At 52.1% G+C, this 23830-nt stretch carries 31 protein-coding genes and 1 pseudogene; 29 read left to right on the forward strand and 3 right to left on the reverse strand.

The annotated features are described in order from the left end of the window. Positions 1–226 precede the first annotated feature (226 nt). Complete coding sequence (locus tag ACYVHX_RS10960) at positions 227–433, reverse strand: hypothetical protein (protein WP_460671677.1); 207 nt, start codon at positions 431–433, stop codon at positions 227–229. A gap of 99 nt (positions 434–532) precedes the next feature. On the opposite strand from ACYVHX_RS10960, the pseudogene ACYVHX_RS10965 reads away from it, so the two are divergent. The 15 genes and pseudogenes from ACYVHX_RS10965 to ACYVHX_RS11035 all read left to right on the forward strand — a co-directional run. Continuing rightward, a pseudogene (locus tag ACYVHX_RS10965) lies at positions 533–997 on the forward strand (RNA polymerase sigma factor); the annotation flags it as partial. A gap of 612 nt (positions 998–1609) precedes the next feature. After that, entirely contained in the window at positions 1610–2179 is a 570-nt protein-coding gene (locus tag ACYVHX_RS10970; RefSeq protein ID WP_460671678.1) for an HD domain-containing protein, read from the forward strand. Between the two features lie 189 nt (positions 2180–2368). Beyond that, a complete protein-coding gene (locus tag ACYVHX_RS10975) occupies positions 2369–2842 on the forward strand; it encodes a hypothetical protein (protein ID WP_460671679.1) in 474 nt (157 codons plus the stop codon). Between the two features lie 135 nt (positions 2843–2977). Further along, complete coding sequence (locus ACYVHX_RS10980; protein ID WP_460671680.1) at positions 2978–3349, forward strand: hypothetical protein; 372 nt, start codon at positions 2978–2980, stop codon at positions 3347–3349. Positions 3350–3351: 2 nt separating this feature from the next. Next, positions 3352–3573, forward strand: coding sequence for a hypothetical protein (locus tag ACYVHX_RS10985; RefSeq protein ID WP_460671681.1), 222 nt, complete (start codon positions 3352–3354; stop codon positions 3571–3573). A gap of 181 nt (positions 3574–3754) precedes the next feature. Next, positions 3755–4300 carry a terminase small subunit gene (locus tag ACYVHX_RS10990; protein WP_460671682.1) on the forward strand — a complete coding sequence of 182 codons (546 nt, stop codon included), beginning with the start codon at positions 3755–3757 and terminating at the stop codon, positions 4298–4300. Continuing rightward, positions 4297–5736 carry a phage terminase large subunit gene (locus ACYVHX_RS10995; RefSeq protein ID WP_460671683.1) on the forward strand — a complete coding sequence of 480 codons (1440 nt, stop codon included), beginning with the start codon at positions 4297–4299 and terminating at the stop codon, positions 5734–5736. The genes ACYVHX_RS10990 and ACYVHX_RS10995 overlap by 4 nt, the downstream gene beginning before the upstream one ends. Then, entirely contained in the window at positions 5721–7106 is a 1386-nt protein-coding gene (locus tag ACYVHX_RS11000) for a phage portal protein (RefSeq protein ID WP_460671684.1), read from the forward strand. Before ACYVHX_RS10995 ends, ACYVHX_RS11000 begins: the two co-directional genes overlap by 16 nt. Positions 7107–7113: 7 nt before the next feature. Continuing rightward, entirely contained in the window at positions 7114–7557 is a 444-nt protein-coding gene (locus ACYVHX_RS11005) for a WDGH domain-containing protein (RefSeq protein ID WP_460671685.1), read from the forward strand. Continuing rightward, positions 7558–8451 (forward strand): phage minor head protein, encoded by an 894-nt coding sequence (locus ACYVHX_RS11010; protein ID WP_460671686.1) that lies wholly within the window; start codon positions 7558–7560, stop codon positions 8449–8451. 1 nt (position 8452) lies between these two features. Continuing rightward, complete coding sequence (locus ACYVHX_RS11015) at positions 8453–8725, forward strand: hypothetical protein (protein ID WP_460671687.1); 273 nt, start codon at positions 8453–8455, stop codon at positions 8723–8725. Positions 8726–8785: 60 nt separating this feature from the next. After that, a complete protein-coding gene (locus tag ACYVHX_RS11020) occupies positions 8786–9232 on the forward strand; it encodes a hypothetical protein (RefSeq protein ID WP_460671688.1) in 447 nt (148 codons plus the stop codon). Further along, complete coding sequence (locus tag ACYVHX_RS11025) at positions 9207–9446, forward strand: hypothetical protein (protein WP_460671689.1); 240 nt, start codon at positions 9207–9209, stop codon at positions 9444–9446. Before ACYVHX_RS11020 ends, ACYVHX_RS11025 begins: the two co-directional genes overlap by 26 nt. 3 nt (positions 9447–9449) lie before the next feature. Next, complete coding sequence (locus ACYVHX_RS11030) at positions 9450–9839, forward strand: DNA-directed RNA polymerase subunit alpha C-terminal domain-containing protein (RefSeq protein ID WP_460671690.1); 390 nt, start codon at positions 9450–9452, stop codon at positions 9837–9839. Between the two features lie 3 nt (positions 9840–9842). Further along, positions 9843–10208 (forward strand): hypothetical protein, encoded by a 366-nt coding sequence (locus ACYVHX_RS11035; RefSeq protein ID WP_460671691.1) that lies wholly within the window; start codon positions 9843–9845, stop codon positions 10206–10208. 167 nt (positions 10209–10375) lie between these two features. Here ACYVHX_RS11035 and ACYVHX_RS11040 read toward each other — a convergent pair whose 3' ends face one another. Then, positions 10376–10810 carry a hypothetical protein gene (locus ACYVHX_RS11040; protein WP_460671692.1) on the reverse strand — a complete coding sequence of 145 codons (435 nt, stop codon included), beginning with the start codon at positions 10808–10810 and terminating at the stop codon, positions 10376–10378. Positions 10811–10952: 142 nt separating this feature from the next. Between ACYVHX_RS11040 and ACYVHX_RS11045 the strand changes: the two genes are divergently transcribed. From ACYVHX_RS11045 to ACYVHX_RS11100, 12 genes are all read left to right on the forward strand, one after another. Then, a complete protein-coding gene (locus ACYVHX_RS11045) occupies positions 10953–11681 on the forward strand; it encodes an HK97 family phage prohead protease (protein ID WP_460671693.1) in 729 nt (242 codons plus the stop codon). Further along, positions 11678–13096, forward strand: a complete 1419-nt coding sequence (locus ACYVHX_RS11050; protein WP_460671694.1) for a phage major capsid protein — start codon at positions 11678–11680, stop codon at positions 13094–13096. The genes ACYVHX_RS11045 and ACYVHX_RS11050 overlap by 4 nt, the downstream gene beginning before the upstream one ends. Positions 13097–13098: 2 nt before the next feature. Further along, positions 13099–13509, forward strand: a complete 411-nt coding sequence (locus tag ACYVHX_RS11055; RefSeq protein WP_460671695.1) for a hypothetical protein — start codon at positions 13099–13101, stop codon at positions 13507–13509. Between the two features lie 3 nt (positions 13510–13512). Next, positions 13513–14031 carry a phage head-tail connector protein gene (locus tag ACYVHX_RS11060; RefSeq protein ID WP_460671696.1) on the forward strand — a complete coding sequence of 173 codons (519 nt, stop codon included), beginning with the start codon at positions 13513–13515 and terminating at the stop codon, positions 14029–14031. Further along, positions 14028–14342, forward strand: coding sequence for a phage head completion protein (locus ACYVHX_RS11065; protein ID WP_460671697.1), 315 nt, complete (start codon positions 14028–14030; stop codon positions 14340–14342). The genes ACYVHX_RS11060 and ACYVHX_RS11065 overlap by 4 nt, the downstream gene beginning before the upstream one ends. Then, positions 14342–14698, forward strand: a complete 357-nt coding sequence (locus ACYVHX_RS11070) for a hypothetical protein (protein ID WP_460671698.1) — start codon at positions 14342–14344, stop codon at positions 14696–14698. The genes ACYVHX_RS11065 and ACYVHX_RS11070 overlap by 1 nt, the downstream gene beginning before the upstream one ends. Positions 14699–14700: 2 nt before the next feature. Next, entirely contained in the window at positions 14701–15123 is a 423-nt protein-coding gene (locus tag ACYVHX_RS11075) for an HK97-gp10 family putative phage morphogenesis protein (protein ID WP_460671699.1), read from the forward strand. Further along, positions 15120–15554, forward strand: a complete 435-nt coding sequence (locus ACYVHX_RS11080) for a hypothetical protein (RefSeq protein WP_460671700.1) — start codon at positions 15120–15122, stop codon at positions 15552–15554. Before ACYVHX_RS11075 ends, ACYVHX_RS11080 begins: the two co-directional genes overlap by 4 nt. A gap of 1 nt (position 15555) precedes the next feature. Next, a complete protein-coding gene (locus ACYVHX_RS11085; protein WP_460671701.1) occupies positions 15556–15987 on the forward strand; it encodes a phage tail tube protein in 432 nt (143 codons plus the stop codon). Positions 15988–15990: 3 nt separating this feature from the next. Then, positions 15991–16386, forward strand: coding sequence for a hypothetical protein (locus ACYVHX_RS11090; protein ID WP_460671702.1), 396 nt, complete (start codon positions 15991–15993; stop codon positions 16384–16386). 304 nt (positions 16387–16690) lie between these two features. Beyond that, positions 16691–19264 (forward strand): tape measure protein, encoded by a 2574-nt coding sequence (locus ACYVHX_RS11095; protein ID WP_460671703.1) that lies wholly within the window; start codon positions 16691–16693, stop codon positions 19262–19264. Then, positions 19261–19641, forward strand: coding sequence for a LytR/AlgR family response regulator transcription factor (locus tag ACYVHX_RS11100; RefSeq protein ID WP_460671704.1), 381 nt, complete (start codon positions 19261–19263; stop codon positions 19639–19641). Before ACYVHX_RS11095 ends, ACYVHX_RS11100 begins: the two co-directional genes overlap by 4 nt. On the opposite strand, the gene ACYVHX_RS11105 is transcribed toward ACYVHX_RS11100, so the two are convergent. Continuing rightward, complete coding sequence (locus ACYVHX_RS11105; protein WP_460671705.1) at positions 19586–20149, reverse strand: DUF4468 domain-containing protein; 564 nt, start codon at positions 20147–20149, stop codon at positions 19586–19588. The two genes, ACYVHX_RS11100 and ACYVHX_RS11105, sit on opposite strands and share 56 nt — an antisense overlap. Positions 20150–20298: 149 nt before the next feature. Here ACYVHX_RS11105 and ACYVHX_RS11110 point away from each other — a divergent pair, with 149 nt between their 5' ends. Next, positions 20299–22626: a hypothetical protein gene (locus tag ACYVHX_RS11110; RefSeq protein ID WP_460671706.1), complete on the forward strand. Its 2328-nt coding sequence runs from the start codon at positions 20299–20301 to the stop codon at positions 22624–22626. Beyond that, a partial coding sequence (locus ACYVHX_RS11115) for a hypothetical protein (protein WP_460671707.1) occupies positions 22627–23830 on the forward strand: 1204 nt, incomplete at its 3' end.

Here is a 23830-nt window from a genome sequence, read left to right on the forward strand (position 1 = left end):
CCGCCTTTCCCGGCAGCGGGCCGCTAGGTGCGCCGGCGGTCACGGCGCTAAGTTCTCGCGTTGATCTTTCTCCCGGATGGCGTCACGCACCCAGCCAGCGCGTTCCCCTTTCGGGTGCTTATCAACAATAGCCTTTACATCCGGGTCAACCCACGTATTCAGCCGAACCTTCCGGGGCTTGTCAGGGTCAACCCTGCGCCCCGATCCCGGCTTACGCGGCTTTTTCTCAAGCTGCTGCTTTTGCTGCTTTTTTGGCATCTCTCTCTTTCTTACGCTCGGCTTTCAGAACATCCGCCCTGACGAGTTCTTCCGTTTTCGGATTCAATATATACTGAATGCCGTTAATTTTTATACTCCCGTAGAACCGGGCAATCGAAAGATGTGAATGCATCCAATAATCCTTACTGATTCGCTTAATCTTGCTGGTGTCCATCGCCTTAAAATTATTTACTCTAAGGTACAAAAATAATTGCAAATTTTAATGTGAAGCAAGTAAAAAATTTGTATCTTTATTTATCGTAATCAGTGAGTTATGGCGTTGTCAGACCAGATAGCGGGGCACCGAAAAAAGATACTGGCCTATGCCAAAAAACTAACGGGCGACGAAGATGATGCCGAGGATCTGACGCAGGATGTAATTGTTAAGGCCCTGACGAATCAGGATAAGTTTGATGGGTCGAATCTGGCCGCGTGGCTGGGAACAATCACCAAGAATACGTTTGTGACCAATTACCACCGGGCAAAGAGGTTTGCTAATCCGGTTGATGTAGCGGATGCTGAATACCTGGTGAGTACTCCAGAAACAGTTTTTGACCTACTGGAACTTGAACACGCTGAGGCCGCCTTAAGCCGGGTGCCGGAAAATCAGCGCCGGTATATTGATTACCGCAGGCACGGCTATAAATACGAAGAGATTGCCCAGATCGAGCAGATACCCGTTGGTACGGTCAAAAACAGAATACACTTAGCCCGGCATGAATTGGATCGACAAATTAAATCAACAAGGCAGCCTATGAACCTTACGATTAAGCGCGTAGACTACCAGAAAATCGTGGACCATCTGGTCAGTGATCTGTACCACTCTTCGCCTGAAAACCCCGTTGTTTTAACGATTGGCGAATTGGGGCGAAAGGCCGAAGCATCTGATTTGACGATCGGCTACGCGGTAGCGTGTCTGATTGAGCAGGGTATTGTCGGCCGCCGAAAAGCCGAGCAGGGCCACAATCGCTTTGAGTACTGGCGTTTAAAGGGACTTGAAGTATTGGAAGGTGAACAGTTGCGTGAATGGGTCGCCGTTCGTATGAAGCAGGCCGCTGCCGGTAGAGTACCGAAGCCGAAGAAGGTAGTAGAAAAAAAGGTGAGTTCTCCTAAGACTACCGAACAGCCTCCGTTTGCTGCTACTCCCGCCTACGGCTATTTCGTCAACGGGTCGCTGCAATGGCTGGCGGACGGCACCAGTCGGGAAGCTGCGGTTCAGGCGGCAAAGAACGCCTGTCAGGACGGGCTGGAGGTGATTATTATTCAGAAGATTGGCAAGGTGGTCGCCGAGCCGGTTGTAACGCTTTACTAGCCCTCACCCCCTAGCGGGGCCGGGCGCAAACAGGTAAGTATGGAAACGATTAAGACATTTACCCCACTGGAGAACGCCTGTCTGGCGTTTGCGACTTACGCGCACCGTGACCAGAAGCGAAAGTATACCGGGGAGCCGTACGCCAACCACTGTATTGCCGTGGCGGGGATGCTCAAAGAGTGGGAGTTTTCCGAGGGCGTGATTTGTGCCGCCTTACTTCACGATGTCATTGAGGACACCGAGCATAAGTACGATGACCTGTATCGCTTCCTAAAGTCCCTAAAAATTCCCGAGGCCCTCATAGGCGAAATCTTGATACGTGTTGTTGGGCTAACCGATTGGTTTACAAAGGAAACATACCCGCACTGGAATAGAAAGAAACGGAAAGCGGCTGAACACGAACGAATGTCCGATTTGCCGGAATTGACCCAGACGATCAAATACGCGGACATAATCGACAATACCGCGTCTATTGTAGAGCATGATCCTGACTTTGCGAAAGTTTATCTGGTCGAAGTTCACGAACTCCTGTTATTGATGAACAAGGGCGATAAGATACTTTACGAAACGGCATTGGCCTACGTTGAGAAGCAGATCAAACGACAGTAGCATCCATGCGAATCATAACCCCCGGCAGCCCCGAGCCTGAGCGGCAGGTGACCTGCCACAAGTGCGGCCGTCAACAAGGACCTGGACTTGCCGGAAATGGGTGGGCCTGGGTCAACTGCCCAAAGTGCGGGCAGGGGTGCCCGGCAAGCTATTGGTACAGACAATAAACCCCCGCAGGGCGGGAATGATATGGAAGACACGTTTGAAGAAGGCCAAAGGGTAATTTGCATCAATGATAATTTCCCTTGGCTCAAACAGCACGGCGGTGTTGAAGATGCAGCAGACTCGAACCCTTCACTTGGCGAGGTGTTGGTGATTAATGAAGTACTTGGTGAATTTCTGCGATTCGACAAATATGATACAACTCGCTCTTTCAATTGGTGGATAGCCAAGCATTTCGCCCCGTTCGGTGATGAACAGTCCGTTGAGGTCGATCACAGATTTCAGCAGATTGCCGACCGGGTGCCCTTTTGCGTTGATTGGGTTACCTACAAAGGCGAGACGTGTTTTGCTGGCATTGACTTCGAGAAGTCTGTTCGCTGTGGTCGCCCCATTATTGAAGTTGCGCACTGTGCCACCCGTTATTTGAATGGGGTCATTATCAAGACGGTCAACTATGATCCCAAACATTTTTCCCCGTCACACTTGGGATCTTGGAGTTAGCAGCTGGCCGGCCGCATCACGCCTGCGGGTGACGAAGCGGGGGTAAAATAAAGGATGAGCCGCCGACGTAAACGTGCAGCAGCAGGTGGTGGTGTTCTGGGCGGGCGATTGCTAAACTTGTAAACGAGTGAGCTTATGGAACTGAAAACAATCGAACAATACGACAAAGCCGTTGACCGCTACCATGCACTATGCCAGAAGGATCGCTCTGCGTGGTTACAGTTTACCGAAAAAGACGATGCCGAGCTCAAGAAGGTCAAGGGGGCGATTAAGGCGTTTGAGTCACAACATGCGAAAGGCTTCCTGATTGCTGGTCCTCAGTGTACGCTTGGTGAATGCCCACCTGGTCTATTTCTGTGTGATGATACGGTCGGCATGAAGACCGAGTACGGCAATACAATTCCTGAGTGTTTTATCGTCGCCAGCGGAGAGGCTTTTGCTGGGGGTGTGCAACCCGAAGCTCTTGCCGATGTTATGGTTACGCCGTTGGTTGTTTCGCAGTACTAGCCATGATTTCAGTCACCACCCCCGCCGAGCTTGCGGCCGCCGAGGAGCGGCTCAACCACTTGGCGTTCCGGTTGGTTGAGACCCGCAGGGGTATTGAAACACTTGAATCCAGTAACTTAAAGCCAGCATTGGTAGATGCACTGAAAGCTCCATTATGCCGGGAGAAAGACGACCTCGCCCGGCTGATCGGCGAGTTGCAGGGGATTCTGGAACGGATGAAGTAAGCGCCGCCTAGTGCGGGCGCCGGAAGAGAAAGGTTAAGGGTTTAGGAACAATCGAATAGCCGGGCGGCCTTGCTTCCCGGTTTATTTTTCGCCCATCAACCAACTGTATTTTGATATAATTTGCATTGTATCTTGATTATTGTTAAAATTGTGTTATTGAAACGGTTAATATAAAGATAATATGCCCGCTCCGAAGGGTAATAAATACGCACTAGGAAATCAAGGTGGCCGCCCGCCGATGTACGCATCGGCAACAGATCTTGCGGCCCAGATCGAAGCGTATTTCGCCTACTGTGAAGGAGAGTATCATATGGAGGAACAGGTGAGAAAGGTCAAGAAGAAAGATCCTATCACTAAAAAGATCGTCACTGAAGAGGAAAAAGTGCAGGTTGAGGTTTGTGATCGGGAGCCAGAACGCCCCATGTGGACGGGTCTGGCTCTTTTTTTAGGATTCGCAACCAAGAAGTCATTATTGGATTACTGCGAAAAGGAAGAGTTTTTATTCCCGATTGCGCGCGCATTAACAGTAATCGAGCGTGAGTATGAGGAACTACTCCCGTTCACTAAGGGGAATGGCGTTGTTTTCGCTTTGAAGAACTTTGGATGGGTGGATAAAATGGAAATTACCGGCAAGGACGGTAAGGATCTGATACCTGCCCTTGATAGATTGAATCCCGACCAACTCGAACAGCTTCGAATCCTTCAGGAGGCTGTTAAACCGCAATGACGGAGCTACTGGCCTTACCTCGCATCGAAACCTATAAGCGCCTGTTTAAAGCGGGCCGCTTTGATTTCGTTGTCCACAACGCAGTAAACGGTAAGAACCTCAAGCAGGAACAGGCATTGCAAGTCCTCTGCGATAACTCCACTACTGAGTTGATGTACGGCGGGGCCGCTGGCGGGGCGAAATCATGGACTGGATGCGTGTGGCTGATGTTTATGTGCCTGATGCATCCGGAGGTAAAAGGCTTCATTGGCCGCGAGTCATTGAAAGATATTCGCGACTCAACACTGATTACCTTCCATAAGGTCGCTAAACAGTACGGCGTGGTGCCAAATGTCGATTACCGCTACAACGGGCAGGATAACTACATCCTATTCACCAATGGCAGCCGTATTGACATGCTTGACCTGGCGTTTATGCCTTCCGATCCGATGTACGAGCGGTTGGGTTCGAAAGAATATACCTTCGGGTTCCTGGAAGAGTGTGGACAAGTTCATTTTAACGCATTCGATGTACTAAAAACCCGGATTGGTCGGCACCTGAACGACCGGTACAGTATTAAGGCGAAGCTATTTCTTACCTGTAATCCAAAAAAGAACTGGATATACACCTACTTCGTTCGTCCTGCTCAGGAAGGCAAGCTAAAGCCGAATCAGCGTTTCATCAAGTCATTATTTACGGACAACACACACCGGGAAAGTGATTACGAAGAACGCCTTCGGTCAATCACCGATAAAGTGCAACGCGCCCGGCTTCTGGAAGGGAATTTCGAATACGAAGACGACCCCACTGCGCTGATCGATTACGACAAGATTCTTGATATGTGGAGTAACACCCACGTACCGACTGGGCAGAAGTTTATCACCTGCGATGCGGCCCGCTTTGGCAATAACGATGCAAAGGTGGCGGTGTGGGACGGTTGGCGTCTTATTCGTTGGATTGTCTTCCCAAAATGCTCATTGACCTTTCTGGCCGACCGCATCGAAGAGTTAATGAATCAATATGAAGTACCTGCATCCAATGTGGTGGTTGATGAAGACGGCGTTGGTGGCGGTGTTGTTGATATTTTCCGCGAGTACAAAAAGAAACGTATAAAAGGCTTCGTCAATAATTCCACTCCTCTCGATGAGCCCACACCTGAAGGTCCTGAAAAGCCTAATTACGTTAATCTGAAGTCTCAATGCTCCTACCGGGTAGCCTTCCGCATCAATAAAGGCGGTGTTTACATTGCCTGCGATATGCCCGAATCCGAGAAAGAGCAAATAGTTCAGGATCTCGAGCAGGTGAAGCAAAAGGATATGGATAAGGATGGCAAAAAGGCTATTGTTCCCAAGGAAGTCGTGAAAGAAATACTAGGCCGATCCCCCGACGGTGGTGAAACGATCATGTTCCGTGAAATCTTCGAACTCAAACCAAAATTGACATGGCGGGCATTCTGACCGATTTTCGTTACAAGCTGGCGACAGCCATTATGCCAGGTGTTGCTACTGCCGTTCGTGCCGGGCGGTTAAATTACCTGGTTACGGGAAACTCGCTGACGGTGCTCCCGCCCGAAACGATGACCTACATCAAGGCGTACATCGAAAACGACCAGATCAGCGCCGTTCAGGACTGGAAATCAGCTAAGGTAGCCGCAGCGCCCCCGGTGCTCTATAAAGTCGTTAATAAGAAATCGTTCCGGCAGTACCGGGATCTGAGCCGGAAAACCGATGCCTTATCGCAGGTGCAGGCCAAGGCGGCCAAATTGCAGGCCCTGGAACCCGTTGACAAGCATCCGGCCCTGGATACGCTGGAATGCCCCAATCCAATGCAGACACGGGTGGAGCTGTTTCACGCCATTATGACAATGCTGGATGTGGCTGGAACGACGTTTATTTACGGCAACCGCCTTTCTTCGGGCGCCAACAAAGGCCAAATCCGCGAGTTATGGCGCCTGCCCGAAATCGGCATGCAGGTAGAGGGTATTGGGCTGATGACGCCTCCGACACTCTACCGCTCCGCGACCATCCGCGAGGCCATACCCGCCGATAAGGTATTGATGCTGCGCCGGTTCAATCCCCTCTCTGAGCTGCACGGCAATTTGTACTGGGGTCTCTCCCGGCTGGAACCTTTGCGCGAGTCGGTGATCACCAAGCACAAGTACGCTAACGCTGTGGAGTCAATCAACTTCCAGAATGGCGGGCAAAAGGACTTCGTGTTTCCCAAAGGTGGCAATCTAGACGAAACCAGCTTTGAGATGGGCCAACAGATGACCGACGATTTGAATAAAAAGCTTCGAACCAAGGCTAATGTGGTTGGGGCGGCTGTTGAACTGGGCAACATCAAAGTAGGGTCACCGCTCGGGGAAATGGGCGTTATTGAGTCCTACGATAATATGCTGGAAAAGGTCTGCGCGGTGTACCACATCCGTAAGGAAACCATGTCATCGGGCAAGCAGAGTACCTATAACAACCTATCCGAGTCGCGTAAGGTGTCATTGGTGGATGGGGTGTTGCCTGACCAGGCGAACCTGTACGACTGGTTAAACCGCTGGTTTGTTGCCTCATACAATACCGATAACGAAACGTATTGGTTAGAGCCTGATTTGGATCACTACACCGAGCTTCAGGAAGACCAGAAAACCAAAGTGGAGGTTCTCAGCAAACTCTACCTCAGCGAAAACCAGCGGCTCGAAGCGATGGGCTGGGAGAAATCAACCGAGCCTTTGATGGACGTGCCGATGGGGCCACGCGACCGGGTGCCGATTACGGACTTTGCTGCACCCGATCCCAGTGAAGAAGATCCGAAACCAACGGGGGATTATAATTAAGAAGGATATGGCAACAGTAACGCTTGATGTAACGCCCGGAATGTTGAAGCCAGTGGTGGCTAAAGAAATCAACAAGGCTATTATTGATTTCACAGAGCAAGGCACCTTGTCTACCAACGACATTTCTGACGGCTATCACACGTTCGGAGAATTGTACGAGCACCGCATAACGCTGTGGATTGCGCTGTGCCAGTTGCAGCATAACCGTTTTATGCATACCAACGCGCCAAGTGTCCGGTCGGCATGGCGGACACGGCTTCACTCGGACGGCTCGGGCTTTGAGGGCTGGTTCGTACTGGGAATCGGTAAAACTTCGGGTGAGCAAATGACCTACCACCTACCCGACAGTAAATGGGGTCTATGCGACTTTGCCGAGACGCTGGAACGCGCTCCGGATTGGGATGGTCACACGTCGGCCGATGTGTTGGAACGGATCGCTAAACTGGTGTAAATGACCCGCAATGAACAACAGCGATACGCCATCAACGCCGGGAGATTCCAACGGCGCATGGAACGACGGGCAAAAGGAATTGCCAAAGCCGTGTTGCAAGAAGTCCTTAACGACATCCTGCAACAGCAAATGTCGGCAGTTTCAGATGGAACAGATGGTTTGGCCGGATTGGGCGAAAGAGTTGTTTCCGAACGCACCGCATACAATATGCTCACCGACATCTACAACGCCGTCGGCCCCGCCTATGCCGAACGGGAGTTCGACCTGATCGCTGGGCGCACACGGCTGGCCCTAAAGCGGGACGGCAGCCTGTTTAATTTGGGCTTCTTCTCGCGCAAGTGGATGCAAGTGATGAACAGGCTGATGGCTGACAGCGAAACCGCCCGCAGGGTGCAGAACATCACCGAGACCACGCGCCGGTTGATCCGCGAAGCCCTGGCAACGGCGCAGACGCAGCGGCTGGACATCCGGGCCACCTCCCGGTTATTGGCGAACGTGCTGGGCGGTAAGGCACTGAGAAACCGGGCCACGCTGATCGCCAGAACGGAGACAACGCGGGCCGCTAATATTGCCGCAGAACTGGGGGCTGAAACGACCGGCATCAAGCTCAACAAGCTGTGGATCGCCACGGCAGACAGCCGCACCCGGCCCGCCCACGCTGCTATGCTGGGCAAGAAGCCGATCCCGAAGGATGATTTGTTTGTGGTCGGTGGCGTAAGGATGAAGTACCCCGGCGATCCGGCGGGTGGGGTGGCGAATACAGCATCGTGTAGATGCATAATTACCTATTTACCCGTCATGAAGGCCGGAACCGTAGTGCCCGCTGATCCAGCTACTACGCCAGTAGACGCAATAGCTCAACGGCTTGCTATGGCCGAAATCATGGCGGAATGATATGGAAGCAGTTCGAGTGCAAGTCTGGAATGGCAATGTAGACGACCCCATGTTTTCTAAAGATGGTGGAGATTTGTTTTTCTTGCCTGTATTGTTGCCCAGCGCGCCCCATGCCGGTGATATGATTATGTTGGGGGATTTTATAGAAATCATGCCTGAATTTTCGCGTGAATACAAAGATCGAGTCAACGCTTACGGCTGGGTTGTAAAAACTACCACATGGGCATTCGATAAGCGCGGACCATACGTTCGGATATACATTGAAGGTGAATAGCCGACCCACCGCAGCGGCTGGCGAGAATGGAGATTTTGCAGGAACTAACGGTTTGAGGATATGGAGTGGATTAATCACTTAATTATTGGGCTTACGGTTTTGGCGGCTGCCGGAATCTGCGTTCTGATATTCTACAATTTGTCCGAAATCTTCGCTAAAAAGAGAGAGGGTCTGCCCAATGCTCCATACATTCCACCGCGTCCGCCAAGAGGTGCTTTTGCTCCCAAGCGGGCCGACAATGAGCCGCCACTACCACCCAGAGAACGTTATTTTAAGAATGAAGCAGAAATAAAAGGGGAAGCCTTGCAAAGGGTGTATGAACGGGAGGATATGATCGACTATATCATCAAGTATTCGCCGTATTACTCTGAATTGGGCCATAGTGTAGCTTCCAGAGAGTTGAGCCAGCGAGCCGACCATTTTATAGAAACCCTAGCTTATGGATTGTGGCTGGATAACACTCAATTTAAAACCAATGAACATGGCAAAGAAGAAACCAGCCGTTGACCCGGCCGAAATCATTGAGAACCTGGCGCGGCCCAATCCGATCGTGCTGGACTCCCACCGCGAGCAGTTCCAGAGCCTGACGCCAGAGCAACAGCAGCAGGTGATGGGCCGCATTGATGAGCGTATTGAAGAGCAGGAAAGCCAAGGCGACTTTCACGGGCGGCTGGGGTATCTGACGGCGATGAAGGAGGAATATACAAAGCTAATCAGCTAACCTATGGCATCGTTTGCGGTCAAGATCGAAAAAGAGGATGTGAACACCAATACAATTGGGGCGAACTTCATGCTTACTACGAAAGAGGGGTTTCAGATCATCTTTAGCTCCGAGGCGATGGAAGAGTTGATAGCTGATTATGGGCAGCACAAAGGCCAACCCCTTGTTAGTGGAAAGCAAGCAGCGGGAAACCATAAGTTGACTGCGCTTTCTGAGTTAGGGCTATGCGATCGCCCCTATAACAGATTGCGAGAAGCCGGAGTAAATACGGTAGAAGAGTTACTTAAAATGAGTGTCTATGACTTATTCCGTCTGCCGGGCATTGGAAAAAATTGTGTTTCAGAGATTGAGCATACGCTTCAACAGATGGGATTGGGACTAAAATTTAAATAACCTATGATACCACCCATCCCAACAAACCCGCTCATTGATGACCGACCGATCATTGCGTTTTCCGGCGGCTTGCCAATACAATTTACCCCGAAGCGCATGCTTGAAACGGCAACAGATGTCGTGCTGCGGTTTGATGAACTGGTAAATGGTATTGTCAGCCACGCTACACGCCGGTTGCCCATTCCGGATGAAGTGTTGAATGAGGTCGAAGAATTGAAAGCGCTCTGGGCTGAGAAATGGCAGGATTACGAAAAGGAACGGGCACAGGAGCGGTTGCAGACCTTAAAAAAAGAGATTGCCGACTGCCAGCACATTATTAGAGGGCTGCGGCAGGAGGTGAAGTTTATTAACGACAAATATGGCATTTGATATGGCACCACTGAAAGATAAGCCCACCGAGCACGATGCGTTTTTAGCCATTTACGAACGTTGCAAGAAGACTATTCATAAGGCCAGCATGGAAGACGCGTTTACGGCAGCGCAGGATTTGTTCTACGCGCAATATAAGTTTTGCTACTCATTAAGCTTTGACGGGTTCAAGCGTCGATTTTACGCGAAGGGAAACGGTAAAACTCCCGACGCAGAAGTTTCTTTCGCACAGAGGAAGGCAATTTGAAAATAAAACTGTCAGGTCTTAAGGCGACCGTCCTTTCGCGGTCTTCGTGGTTTTTGTAGATTTGATCTAAAGCGCTCCAGTCACCCATAGTTGCCTTTTCTTGCGCCAGGGAAATCTCTTCATCCGACGCGGGCGGATAAATAATACGAAGCTCCCTTTCAGCCTCACAGCCCCCTTCGCACTCAATATAATTAATATCATCCAACATTTCTTCCGTGGCTTTTGCTTCATAGCAAAACCAGATGTCGTGCCGACGAAACTCAAACCTCAAAGTGCATAAGTCGTATAGCACATCTCGGCCCTTTTGAAGTACCGCAGTCAGTTTGATTTCTGGTAATTTTTTTGCTTTCCCCATAGCATTTCTATTGACATTTCATTACTACAATATACACTATTTTTCTGTATTTTCTATCTGATAATCAGGTATTTTGTATCCAAAACCTTCTCGCGCACGTGCGGAACTTGCTGACTACAACTGTTAGCTAACGTTTCGACCGGTGCTTCAACTCACTAAGACTTTTGATTCGCCATGTTCCATTAAGGATGCTGACCCCAAAAAAGGCATCGTAACGGGCTATTTCGCCTGTTTTGGCAACAAAGACTCCGACGGCGATATTATTGTCAAAGGGGCATTCGCTAAAACCATCGCCGAAAACGGACCATCCTCCACGCAGCCCCGCATCAAGCACCTTCTCGATCACAACACCCGGCAAGCTATTGGCAAACTGACGCTGTTGAAGGAAGATGATTTTGGCCTCTACTACGAATCGCAGATTGGTTCCCATGCGCTAGGGGTTGATTTTGTCAAGATGGCCGAAAGTGGGATCATTACCGAACACTCCATTGGCTACCGGGTGATTGACGGCAAAGGCGTTGACCTGCCCGACAACAACCACGCCTATCAGCTACTGGAAATTAAGCTGTTCGAGGGGTCAAGCCTGCAATTCTGGGGAGCCAACCCGAACACTCCGCTACTGGGTGTCAAATCAGCGGCCGACCTACTGGCGCTGCTATCCGCTCTGGAAAAGGCACTGAAGAACGGTGATTACACCGACGAAACGTTCAAAACAATCCAATCGAATTACGACCAAATCGGAGCCATCCTGAAGGAGCGCACCACGAAGCCGGGCGGCCAGACCGACACCACTTCGCCGGACGCCAAGCAGTACACCGATCTGATCGATTCAATCAAATCCAACAATTTATTTACACTGAACTTGTCATGAACCAACAATTTATGTTGTTCGCGCTCGGTCTGGTTGCCCTGTTGCTGTTTATGCGCAACACCCCCGGCAATGGACTGGCCTACGCATTTAGCGGACCCCTGCAACGCTTTACTTTTTCCGGCCTTTACGAGTCCGTTAAACTGGTCTTCGAGAAAGAGGCCGATGAGCTGAAGGGCCTAATCAAAGAAGGCATCGACGGTATTAAAGAGCAAGTGAAAGGCTGGAAAAACGAACTGGAAGAAGCCGATAAAAAAGCCGCCACCAAGGAGGAAATCGAAAACATCAAATCCGAGCAGAAAAAAACGCTCGAAAAGATGCAGGAACAATTGGACGACCTTTCCACGAAGGCCAGCCGCCTGGAAACCAATGATGAGAAAAAGGGCAAAGGCTTGATGAATGAGGTAGAAAGCGAAGTGCTCAAACTCAAAAACAGCAAAACCGGAGCGTTAAAAGAACTTTGGGACGAAAAAGGCCGGGGTGGTAAGGAGTTGAACATCGATTTAAAAGCGGTGTCCAACATGACCACGGCTTACGGCCTAACGGGCGCGAATGCCAACATCATGCGGGCCTTTGAAACCGAGCCCGGTGTTGCCAAAGACCCCACCACGCAGCTTTTTGTTACCGACATCATCTCCACCGGCACAACCGATTCTCACACGGTATTCTGGACGGAACGGGCGCTGCTGGAAGGTGGAGCGGGCCAGGTAGCTGAAGCCGCGAAGTTTCCGCAAATCTCTGCCAAATACGAAAAGAAATCAGCCACCAGCAAAAAGACCGCAGCATACGCTAAGCTGACGGAAGAAATGGTGGAAGATGTCGAATACATCGTATCAGAGATTCAGGACGAAATCGTCAACGGCCCCAACTCGATTCGGGTGCAGCTTGAAAACCAACTGCTGACGGGCGACGGCACGGGTGAAAACCACCGTGGCCTGTTTACCTACGCTACGGCCTTTGCTGTGCCGACTGGATTTCAGACCCTGGAAGCGCCGAACATGTACGATGCGTCGCGGGCAGCCATCCTGCAAATCCTGAAAGCCAATTACATGGCTTCGCACTTTTTGGTAAACCCTTCGGATCTGCTGAACATGGAGTTAACCAAAGACGCCAACGGCAACTACGTAATCCCTCCGTTCATCGGACAAAACGGGATGGTTGTAGCCGGGGTCCGCGTCGTTGCCAACAACCGCATTGGGGAAGGCGACTTTCTGGTTGGCGATATGCCACGGGCCAAACTGTTTATGAAACGGTCGCTGACGCTGAAATTCTTCGATCAGAATGAAGATGACGCCCTGTTCGATTTGCGCACGATTACGGGCTCCCTGCGGGCTATTTTCCGCGTAAAAGGCCCGGACACCAAGGCATTCGTAAAAGGCAGCTTCGCCGACGTAATCAACGCAATCAAAACCCCGTAGTCATGAAACTGGAAGCATTAACCCGCATTACTGGCAGCTACGGCGTAGCCAACAAAGGCGACATCATTGTCGTATTGGACGAAACCGGAGAGCAGTTGATTGAGGCCGGCCTGGCAAAGAAATCCAGTAAGGGTGCTGATGATGCCGAGCCCGAAGAAGTCTCTGAACGCAACCTGTCGGGCATCCCTTCAGGCGAACCGGTTCAACTTGACGGTACGCTGCGCGAGAAACTGAACACGGAAGGTCGGAAGCTACACGAAGCGCCGGGTGACATCGTAAACGATGAGCAGGTAAAAATCGAAGAAGCCGTGAAAGACGAATTGCCGCCGGTTCAATCCGAGAAAGCCGATAAGGAGGCCAGCGACCGGAAGACCAAGGAAGACAAAGAAGCCGCCAAAAAGGATAGCAAGTAAATCATGGGTGTAGCAGTCGGTTTGCAGTGCACGGTTACTGAGTCAGCCCCCACGGGGCAGCTGAGTTTCATCCTCGACGCGGTAAAACGTCGCCTGCAAATCGACTTCTCCGACCACGATGACCTGCTTTCTGATCTGATCGGGCAGGGCGCTGAAGAACTGGAGTCCTTTACGGGCATCACCTTCTTTCCCAAGACCCGCAAAGTTACCTACCGAAGTTTCGGTGCGATGCGCGATGCGGCTACGGAAACCATCCCTTACGGCCCGGTGATCGAAGTGCTACAGCAAACGGAAGGTTTGACCATCGAGAACGGCGCCGCGACCGGCGAGTTTCCGGCTGGCATATCCATTACGTACCGGGCGGGGCACGAAGAGCTCCCCGCCGACCTGCTGGGCATTTTGATCACCTGGGTTCGTGAGCAGTTCGAAATCCAGACCGGCACAGCTGAAGGGAATGTCAAGCCCTCGGAAGCCTGGAAGCCAGCAGCCCGGCGCAAACGGGTATTCAACGCCTTTACATGAGCTACCGGGAAAAGATCGTTCAGACGCGCACGACAACCACCGAATCAAATTCCGGTGGCCAGATTGAAGACAGTCCGGCAACAGTGCTCAGTACGGTGGCCGATGTGCAGATTCTGCGGGACCCGCGCCGGTTGGAGGCTTTGAGTCTGGAGTTTGGCAAGGCGATCATCATCACGATCCGAAACCGCCGGGGCCTGGATGCCAAAGCGGGTGACCGCTTCGAATACAACGGCAAAAAATACACCGCGCAGGGGGGCTGGGTGCCCACCAAAAACGAAAAAGAAGTCACACTATTAGCCATTGAGCAATAATGAAAGCACTACTGACCATTACCGCATTTCTGATTCTGGGTTTTTTCGCCGCACCTGACGCTAAGGCGCAGAAGGTAACGAAGATTACCGCCGTAACCGCTGCCACCGGCATTCACGTGCTGGAAGACACCACCGGAACGGGCTTTTATTCGCCGGTTGCCAAGGGGGATGTCTACATCCGGGTATTCGGAACGGGCAACACAACCAAAGTTGGCGTATATACCAAGGCGACCGACCGACTGATCTGGACGGGGCCCTTAAGCACTGTCTACGTATTGGGCGCTCCGGCGGCCAGTGTAGCGGCCCAGACGATTAGCCAGAAGCTGACGTACCTGAAAACGCACTTTCCCAAGTAGCGATGATCAAGGTCAGAGGGCTGGATAAGGTCGTAAACTACCTCAAGCGGGCGGCATCGGGAGTTCCCAAGGCGCTCGAAGAGGAAATGGAGACCACTGCCCTATTGATCGAAGCCGATGCCAAACTAGCAGCCCCGGTCGATACCGGCAAGCTCCGACAGAGCATCACCAGCGAGGTCAAAAAAACCTTTACGGGCTTTTCGGTCTCGGTTTCGGCCAACGCGCCCTATGCCATGTTCATCGAGTTCGGCACCGGGGGTTTGGTGGATGTGCCCGATGGCTGGGAGGATTTAGCCGAGCAGTACAAGGGCAAAGGCATCCGGCAGATCAATCTGCCCGCCCAGCCCTACCTGATACCAGCCTACAACCGGCACGTGAAAAACTTTATGGTGCGCCTGCAAGGGCAGGTTCGCAAGCTGACATGAAAGATCCGTCGATTGCCGTGCGTACCGCCTACCGGGCTTTGCTCAACAACATGACGGTTTCGGGCAAACAGATCAAGCTGTACGTCAGCATGGCGCCTTCGGGCGCTGAGCCGCCGTACCTGATTCTGAAAAGCCAGCAGACGCTCCCTGACAGCACCAAGACCAGCTTTGGCGCCGAGCATCTGGTTACGCTGGCGGCAGTCACCCGCTGGACGGGCAATCTGATCGACAAGGAGCCCGCTGAGCTGATTGCTAACGAAGCGATGGCAAAGCTGATGCCCGAGCCGGGCAAGGTTGGACTAGCCCAGCAGCCGGGATTTCACATTTACACCGCCACGCTGGAGACTGCACAGGAGTTGTCGCTGGATACCAAGAGCGGCACGGATTTTCAAAAACTAATCACCTTCAAACACCTGATACAGGAAGTATAAGATGGCAAAATTTAACGCAACCGGTCTCAAGTTCTACGTCGAAACGACGGTTGGCGGAACGACCAGTTACAAGCTGATCAGCGAACAGGTATCGGGGTCGATCGACCGCAACCGCGAGACCATCGATACAACCAGCAAAGACCACGATGGCTACTCAGAGTTCATCGGTGGCCTGCGCTCGGGCGAAGCCTCGTTTGAAATCATTGTCGATTACGCCCCCGCAAGCGACAAGGTGAATTACCTCGGCCTGGTGGAGTTAAACGACTCGGTAGGCTCCGGTGTTCATTCGTTCCGTTTGCAGGGTGAAGGTCGAAAGGTGGACTTTGATGCCATGATCACCGGCTTGACACTGACGGCGGACATGGAAGATACCGCCCGCTGCGAAATCAGCCTTCAAATCTCCGGCAAACCCGTTGAATCTGTCCTATCGTAAGCGATGAACAAGGTATCAGGGTATACGGAAATCGAATTGAACGACGGCACAAGATTGCCTCTGAAATTTGGCATGTGGGCGTTCCGGGAAATGTGTAAGACCTGGCAGGTAGGCTTTAAGGTGTTGCCTATTGAGGTAGCAACGCGCTTTGAAGAAGACGAAGCATCAACGCTATTCATCCTTCTCGGCAAGAGCGCGGAATATGCTTCCCGGGTAAATGGAAATCCTAAGGTTTTTGATGAAGCTATTGTCTCTAGCTGGATCGATGACCTTTCCCCGGAAAAACGCATAGTTGCTCTTGATCAAATAATGAATGCCTATAACGAGGCGTTAGGCATTGATCTAGCGGCAGAAACGACCCAAATAGAGGGAAACGTGCCAGCCCCGCAAGAGGGGTAGGTGACTGGAAAAAAGAATGGATGGAGTTAGAGGCTCAGGCATACGGCCGGGCCAGGCTAGCTCCAGCGCAGTTTTACGACCTCACACCCTGGGAGTTCGACCGATGCCTGGAAGGTGCTGGAATTGCGCAGGAAGAATTATTCAGGGTGGCCCGCTGGGCCGTATCTGTGGTTATAGCCCCGCACGTCAAAAAGCCGCCAAGCCCCGAAAAATTACTGCCACTTCCCGGCGACGCCAAAAGGGAGGTGGCCCTTACCATTAAAGGTGATGATTTTATAAGCCTCTTCACAAAGCGTTACAGCTGATGTCTACTCAGAAGCTACAGGTTGAAATTGAAGGCGACGCTTCGGGGTTGGTAAAATCAACCGACCGCGCCCGCGATGCCCTGGGCCGCTTTGTGACAACTACCGACAAAGCCAATGCCGCTACGGGCCGGGCAAGGGATGCGCTGGGCAGATTTGTCTCCACCGGGCAACGTACGGAAACTTCGGTCAATTCCCTGCGCGGCTCATTTAGTTCCCTGTCCGGCAGCCTTACCGGATTAAGCGGCGGCTTTTTCTCCCTTACTGCCGCTTTTGCGGCCGTCAAAAAGGGCCTACAAATCACCTCCGACTTTCAGCGGCTGGATGCTTCTCTAAAAGCCGTTTCCCGTTCGCAGGAAGACTACACCAATACCCAGGCGTTCCTACGCTCGGCCGCTGACACCTATGGGCTGTCCATCGAAGCGCTGGCCGGTTCGTACAAAGGACTTAAAGCAGCCTCCAACGGAACCGCACTGGAGGGCCGGGCCACAGAGAAGATTTTCATGGCTGTGGCTAAAGCGTCAGCCGCCCTCAAGCTGACGTCTGATCAGACCGAAGGCGCTTTGCTGGCATTACAGCAAATGATGTCAAAGGGGACAGTCCAGGCGGAAGAGCTTCGCGGCCAACTGGGTGAACGAATCCCCGGAGCCTTCAAACTGTTTGCCGATGCCGCCGGTGTTTCTGAACGTCAATTAAGTAAAATGCTGGAAGCTGGCGAGGTGGCGGCCGTCGATGTGCTGCCAAAATTCGCAGAGCAATTAGAAAAAGTGTACGGTAGTAAGGCGCAGGACAGCGCAAACGGCATGGCAGCGGGTTTCCAGCGGATGACGGACCAGTTGAAAATGTTCGTCGCTGAGTTTGCCGAAACCACCGGCATAGATACTTTTTTTGGGAAACTTGGCAATGGAATAGCCAATTACATTAAAGGGTTGCGGGAGGCCCAAAAATTGGGATTACTATTGCAGGGGCTTAGTCCCACCAATGGTTATCTTATTCGCGCAGCGGCTTTAGCTGGGCAGCAGGTGCAAGATCGTGAACGCCAAAAGCGGGCTGATTTTGAGGGAAAGAACGCAAACGATCGCGCAGCAGCCATTCGAAATCAGGAATCTGTTGCCAAACAGGCTGGTGATAGGTACTATGGAATGGTCAATAGCGGCTCGACAGACGAGGCCGCCAAAAAGAAGGCTTCCAGGAATTTTGATGCTCAGTCCGGTTTCCTTAATGAGTTAATCAAGCTCAACGATGATCTGCTGCGTAAGGAAGGAGAGCTTGCAAAAGTACCACCCACGTTTGAAAAGCTAGAATCTAAACTGAAGGGCTTAAAATCCCAATTTCTGGACCTTCGGGCGGCAGGTAATAAATCGGGGGCCGATAAGATATACAAAGAGTACGAGGCTCTCCAGAAAAAGATTGACACGATTGAGGGTCCGTTCAATAAAGTCAAAAAAGCTAAGAAGGAAGACACCTGGGCCGAGCGTATGCGCAAGGACCTAAAGGCCGTCAGTGACCTTATAACTGAATTTGAGGCCAAGAACGCTGGCAAAAAGGCGCCTTTATTTCTCCGGCTGCAAAAGGGCTATTATCAGGATCAGCTAAAAGAGGTTGACAAAGCATCAGAGCAATTTCTGGATATTACCGACAAGCAGCTGAAGCTGGTAAAAACCCGGTCGTCAAGAGAGTTCGAGGATTGGGGCAAACGGATTGCAGGTTACGGCGAGAAGCATTGGGGCGAATATTGGCAAAAGGCGGCCGACGGTACAGGAAAAATGTACGTGGCCGCTGACAAGCTCCAGCAGTATTTAGAAACCGCAGCCCAAAAGGCCGCCGATAAGAAATGGGCTAGTGGGGGGTACGAAAAAACGGATGCTGGACAGGACGGTCAGCTACTCATTCGGGACCTTAAAGAGTTCTCGAACCGGATCAATCAAAGCGGAACCCTAGGCGAGGCGGTTTCTAAGTTCTTCGATAAAGACAAGGTTGAAGCTGCGTTCAATAGTGGCAAACTGAGTCTTGCCGGATTGCAGGTGGTTTCACAAAACATGATGGCCGCAATGGACGCCATGACTGTCGGGCTTCGTCAGGCAGGCATGGCGGCATTTGGCGGGCTGTTTGAAGCAATTGGACAGTCTCTCGGCGGAGCGAAAAACGCCTTTAACCGGCTGGGCAAGTCAGTTCTGGGTATGCTGGCGGATCTGACCCTGCAAATCGGCAAGTCGATGCTGATGTTCGGAGCGGCCATGATGCTGGCGGGTATTCCTACTCCACAACTGGCGGCCGGTGCTGCGTTAACCGTGGCGGGCGGCTTCATCAAGGCGCTATCCAATAAGGGGGTCGAAATTCCGGCTTATGCGAAGGGGGGGGTATTCACCAAACCCGGACTGGGCATCTTCGGGGACAACAAGGGAGCTGGCCGGGGCAATCCCGAAATTGCAGCACCGATCAATACGATCAAAAAGTACCTGGAGCCTAATTCGTCCGGCATGAATTTTCCTCAGCGCCTTGAATTTGAAGTTCGCGGAACTACACTTATTGCTGTTATGGAGGCTGCATACGAAGCGCAGGGCAATAACCGATGAGGCCACACCTGCTCATTCAGATTACCAGCGTAAAAGATGGCTCAATTCGCGTTTCCTTCGATGATATTATGTATCTCGATGGCGACAGAGCTTATACGCAGTTTCATCTAAAAAATGGCTCCGTGGTATTAGCCCCTTATAACATAAAATGCTACGAACGAATTTTTCCGCATTTTATCCGAATTCATAAAAGCTACCTTGTAAATACCCGGTACATAAAGCATTTTAGTAAGACCGGGGGCGTTGGCACTTATAATGGATATGTGACGCTGAAAAATGGCAAAACGCTGGATGTGGCGCGTCGGCGGATCGGACAAATTGCTACCAGTCCTCTTTACCGCTCTTCTTCTCCATTTCAATTTGCAAGTCTTCAATGAGGTTGACAAAGGGGGTGGTAAACTTCAACATTCGTTGATACTGACGCTCATTGTATGTCTTTCTGGGGCCACTGCCTGAGTTGATGGCCTGATCAAGGCCCATGCGCATCCCATTGGCAATCATCTGAATATTGGCTATTTCGTAGCGATAGCGGCCATCCTTAACACGAATCTCAAAAGGGGTGTAATACTGCAAATCCCCTGTTAGCAGCATATTGCCAACCGTGGGCGCTGGGCGTAACAGACCTTTGCCAGCCAGCAAGCCGCCTGGTTTATCATCCACCTGAATAACCGCATCAGCGTTCATAAAGGTGCGAAAAACAAATGCCTTTGCTCTGGTATACAACTGCTCTGCGGTAGCCCCCGGGACCTGAACAACCCCCTTAAACACAATTCCTTTCGTCACTGAATCAATATCAAAAGGCATGTCTTCAAGTGTGTATTGCGCTTTTTGCCCAAAGACTGGAATGGTCAATAGTCCAAATAAGAGTACGTATAGGATTTTCATGTGTCGATAGTTTTCTCAAAAATTACAGCCTATAAGTCAATAGGCAACAATTTCTACTTGGACGGCTTATTTGTTGCATAAAATGACGATTTGACAAACGGTTGAAATGCCCCAAAACGCCGGGGTAATTTCGGGGAATCACCCGAAAAATGGCCTACGGACTGCGTTTTACGGCGGAATTCAAGACTCAATCGGCGCCCAGTGGCGAGCCGGGGGTGTCTACCGTTGTTAACATCTACCGGAAAGACTATTTAGGGGAGGTCTCCCAGCTTCAGCCCGGCGGCACTCCGCTGGTTTTGGACAAGTCCGCAAAAGAGGGCAGCGGCATTTTCGCCCCCTTAATGACGACCGTTGCCGAGTTTAACCTGGTGACGGATCAGAACTGGGAGCTTAAGGACCTGTTCACGACCGACGACCGCACGTTCTTTGTCGAAGCCCTGCAAGGCAGTACCAACATTTTCAGCGGCTTTATCTCGCCGTTTGACGCCCGCGAGCCTTACGAACGCTACCCCTATCCGGTGCAGTTCCAGGCTACTGACGGCATTGGCTCGCTCAAAGACTTTCCGCTCAACAACTTCCCTACGGAGTTTCCGCAGGTTGGTATTTATACGGCGCTGACTGTTGTAAAAACATGCCTTTTGTGGCTCCAGTACCCTACGACGCTACCGTTATCGGTTTCGGTGAACATCCTGGAGCAGTCCATGATGACGGGCGCCCTCCGGCCACCGTTCCCGTTTTCAGTTCTGGGCAGCTTTCAGATCGATACGCGGCTGTTTCTGACCGACACCGGCATAGAGTCGATGTACGACGTACTGGTCAAGACGCTGACGATACTCAATGCAACGCTGGTTCAGGACCGGGGCAAGTGGCTGATTGTCCGGCGCGACGAATTCATTCAGCACGTCACCAATAACGGCATCATGCCATGGGTAACCTACGAATCGTTTGCCAGTAACATAGTTTTCGGTGAGCTAACGCCTTCGGTCTATACGGTTTACAAGGCCCTTGATCTAATCCCACAGCGCAGTTCATCGCTGGGCATTCAGGCCGGCAGCAAGAAGCTGACCATCAATTACGAGTATGGCCAGCTAAAAAACGAACTTAAAAACGGCGACTTCCGTGAGGGCTTGCAGCACTGGGTCCACCCCAGAACCGCCCAGCAAATATTACCAGGCGAAAACGGCGTTACGGCCGTTGGTGACGGCTCTGAGCAAAAACCCTACGGTATCCGCGTTGCCGGCACGACGGACGACTACCGCCAGCGCGTCGATTTGGTTGGCGTTGGGGCTTTCCTGGATTATCCAGAGAGGGGCCAGAACGCGGACGGCTTTACCTTATCGGTTCGCTTCAAAAACTACCGCACCAGCAAGGCGAAATTCTCCCTGGTCGCCAACGTGCAAAAGAAAGGCGCGTACGCGCTTCAGGAGGACGGCACCTGGTCGCCTTACGATGCCAATAAAGACAAGACTTCCTGGTACATCTTCAAGCAAAACACCTTTGCTGATAGCGACGGATTCGACAAGCCCAGCGCATCCGAAGGCAAGTTTGAGGTAGCCGCCAATCCGGTGCCGGGCAAAGGCTCCTACCGGCTGAGTCTGATTCTCTACCGGGGCGTCAATATGCCCTTTTACGACAAAGACCCTACGGCTTACATCGAGTACCGGGAAATAAAGATTACCAAGCGTGATCTGGCCGTCCAGAACCTGACCGGTGAAAAAGTGGAAAGCCAGGCCGAAGGCGCCGATCGTAAGCGCAAAGCCGAGGAAATGACCGTCTATCTGGGCGACCAAACCTCCGCAAAAATCACCCGTACTGTATTTAGCACCGCAAACTCACCCAATGGTGAGCTAATCCATTATACGGTATACTATCCCCGCTACGGGGCCTTACTGCGTCTTGACGGCAACCCCACCGAAAAGTGGCTCAGGTACGGCGCCGACCCTACGGTTTCGGCCAACTTCAAACGTGTTCAGGTTCACTGCGCCGAAGGAAGGCTGGCGATGCTGGGCAAACCCCTGCGGCTAAACGACATCAATCAGGTCATTAACGATCCGGCCGACCGGATGCCGGGGCCTTTCTCGATTTACTACCTGCCCGAAATCAAAAACACGGACGGCAACCCCACCTACTGCCAGGCATTGGCATTTCGCTGGGAAGTCCAGTCGAACCGGCTTAAAACCAAGCTGCTGGAGATTCCCAACAATGCTATTGCCGTCAGCACAAACAAATACTGGCAGACGCCGGAGGGCATACAGGACATGCCGCCCGACGAAAGCAAGCCCGGCAACAAAAACCCGCTGGTCGGAGCCTACACGCCAGGGCAGCTTCAGGAAATCATCGATCGAAAATACAAAACGGGCGTCGGCAAAGGCTTCTCGTACGACTCGTCGCTGGGCATTCCCATTGGCGAATCATCCGGCCCAATGGACAAAATCAGGGGCCTGCTGCAAGCGGGCGCACAAAAGATATTCCGGTAAATGGCACAGGACAGAATCTACATAAGCGAGCCCGCCGAGCAGTTCTACGAATTTGCCATTTCGCAAACTGACACATTCAGCGCCATCGGCCCCTGGCAGACCGGCCCGACGGAGGATGACAAACGATCCTTTGAGAGCTTGCCCGACGGAACGCCTTTCGAGGTGGGCAAACAGTACGTGTTTTTCGCCCGCGATGAAGACCCGGCCAACGTGCCCCCGCGCGGTTACAACTACCTGATTACCGTCACGTTTGCGCGGGACGGGCAGAGCACGGCGACCGTCGATTTACAGGGCGCTACCGATAACGGACGATTTACGACGAACAAGATCAATGCAAATGGCTATCAGGCCCCCGAATTTCCGATGGTTACCGAGGCTACAGTCCTAATGACCACCCGGAAGGTTCTGGTTACCCGCCCGAATGGTCAGCAAGTCCTGGAGGAAGAAATTGTCTCCATACAGGTTGATGACGCCGTTTCCGGCCCCGCGCCGGTAGCACCCGTCATCGAAGACCAGACGTTTATCGTCGGCACCTACAAAGAGTTTCAGTTCCCCGAGTTTACCGGCGCGGTTAACTACAGCGTCTCGAGCCTGATCGGGGGCGTGACCGTGATCGACCCCAGCCCGACCGGGCGGCTGATCGGCGGGACGGCTACCGAAGCCAGCGCTGGTAAGGAGGTTACCATAACGGGTTACAGCGCTACCGGGAAGCCCGCCAGCGTGACGTTTACGCTCCGGGCCATTCAGGCCGAATCGCGCTATATCCGGGAGTATTTCGGTAAACCCACCCCCGAAGACGGGGCGCGGTTTTACCTGTTCGGCAACGGCGGGGAGCCGGGTATTCGCTTCCGGCTGCTTCAGGGCGCCAATCCGCTCATTGACTCTCTCTGGAACAAAGACCCCGGCAAATGGGCGGCAAACGAGCTGTTTCCGAATTTTGCCGACTACACGTATCTGGTGCCGACGCTGGCCGCCGGGATTTATACGGTAGAAGCCCAGCTGACCTCATCGAGCACTGTCTATTCGGAAGAGTATGTACACGTGCTGGGTGGACCGGGCAAAAAGATATTCCCTAGTACGGTCAATCTGATCTATAAGAAGCCCAATAACGTCGCGGCATCGGGGGGCGTATCGCCAACAGGCGCCAACGACGGTGATACAGACACGGATGTCTTAATTGCCGGTGGCACACTATCCGCCTGGG

Source organism: Larkinella ripae, assembly GCF_054780775.1.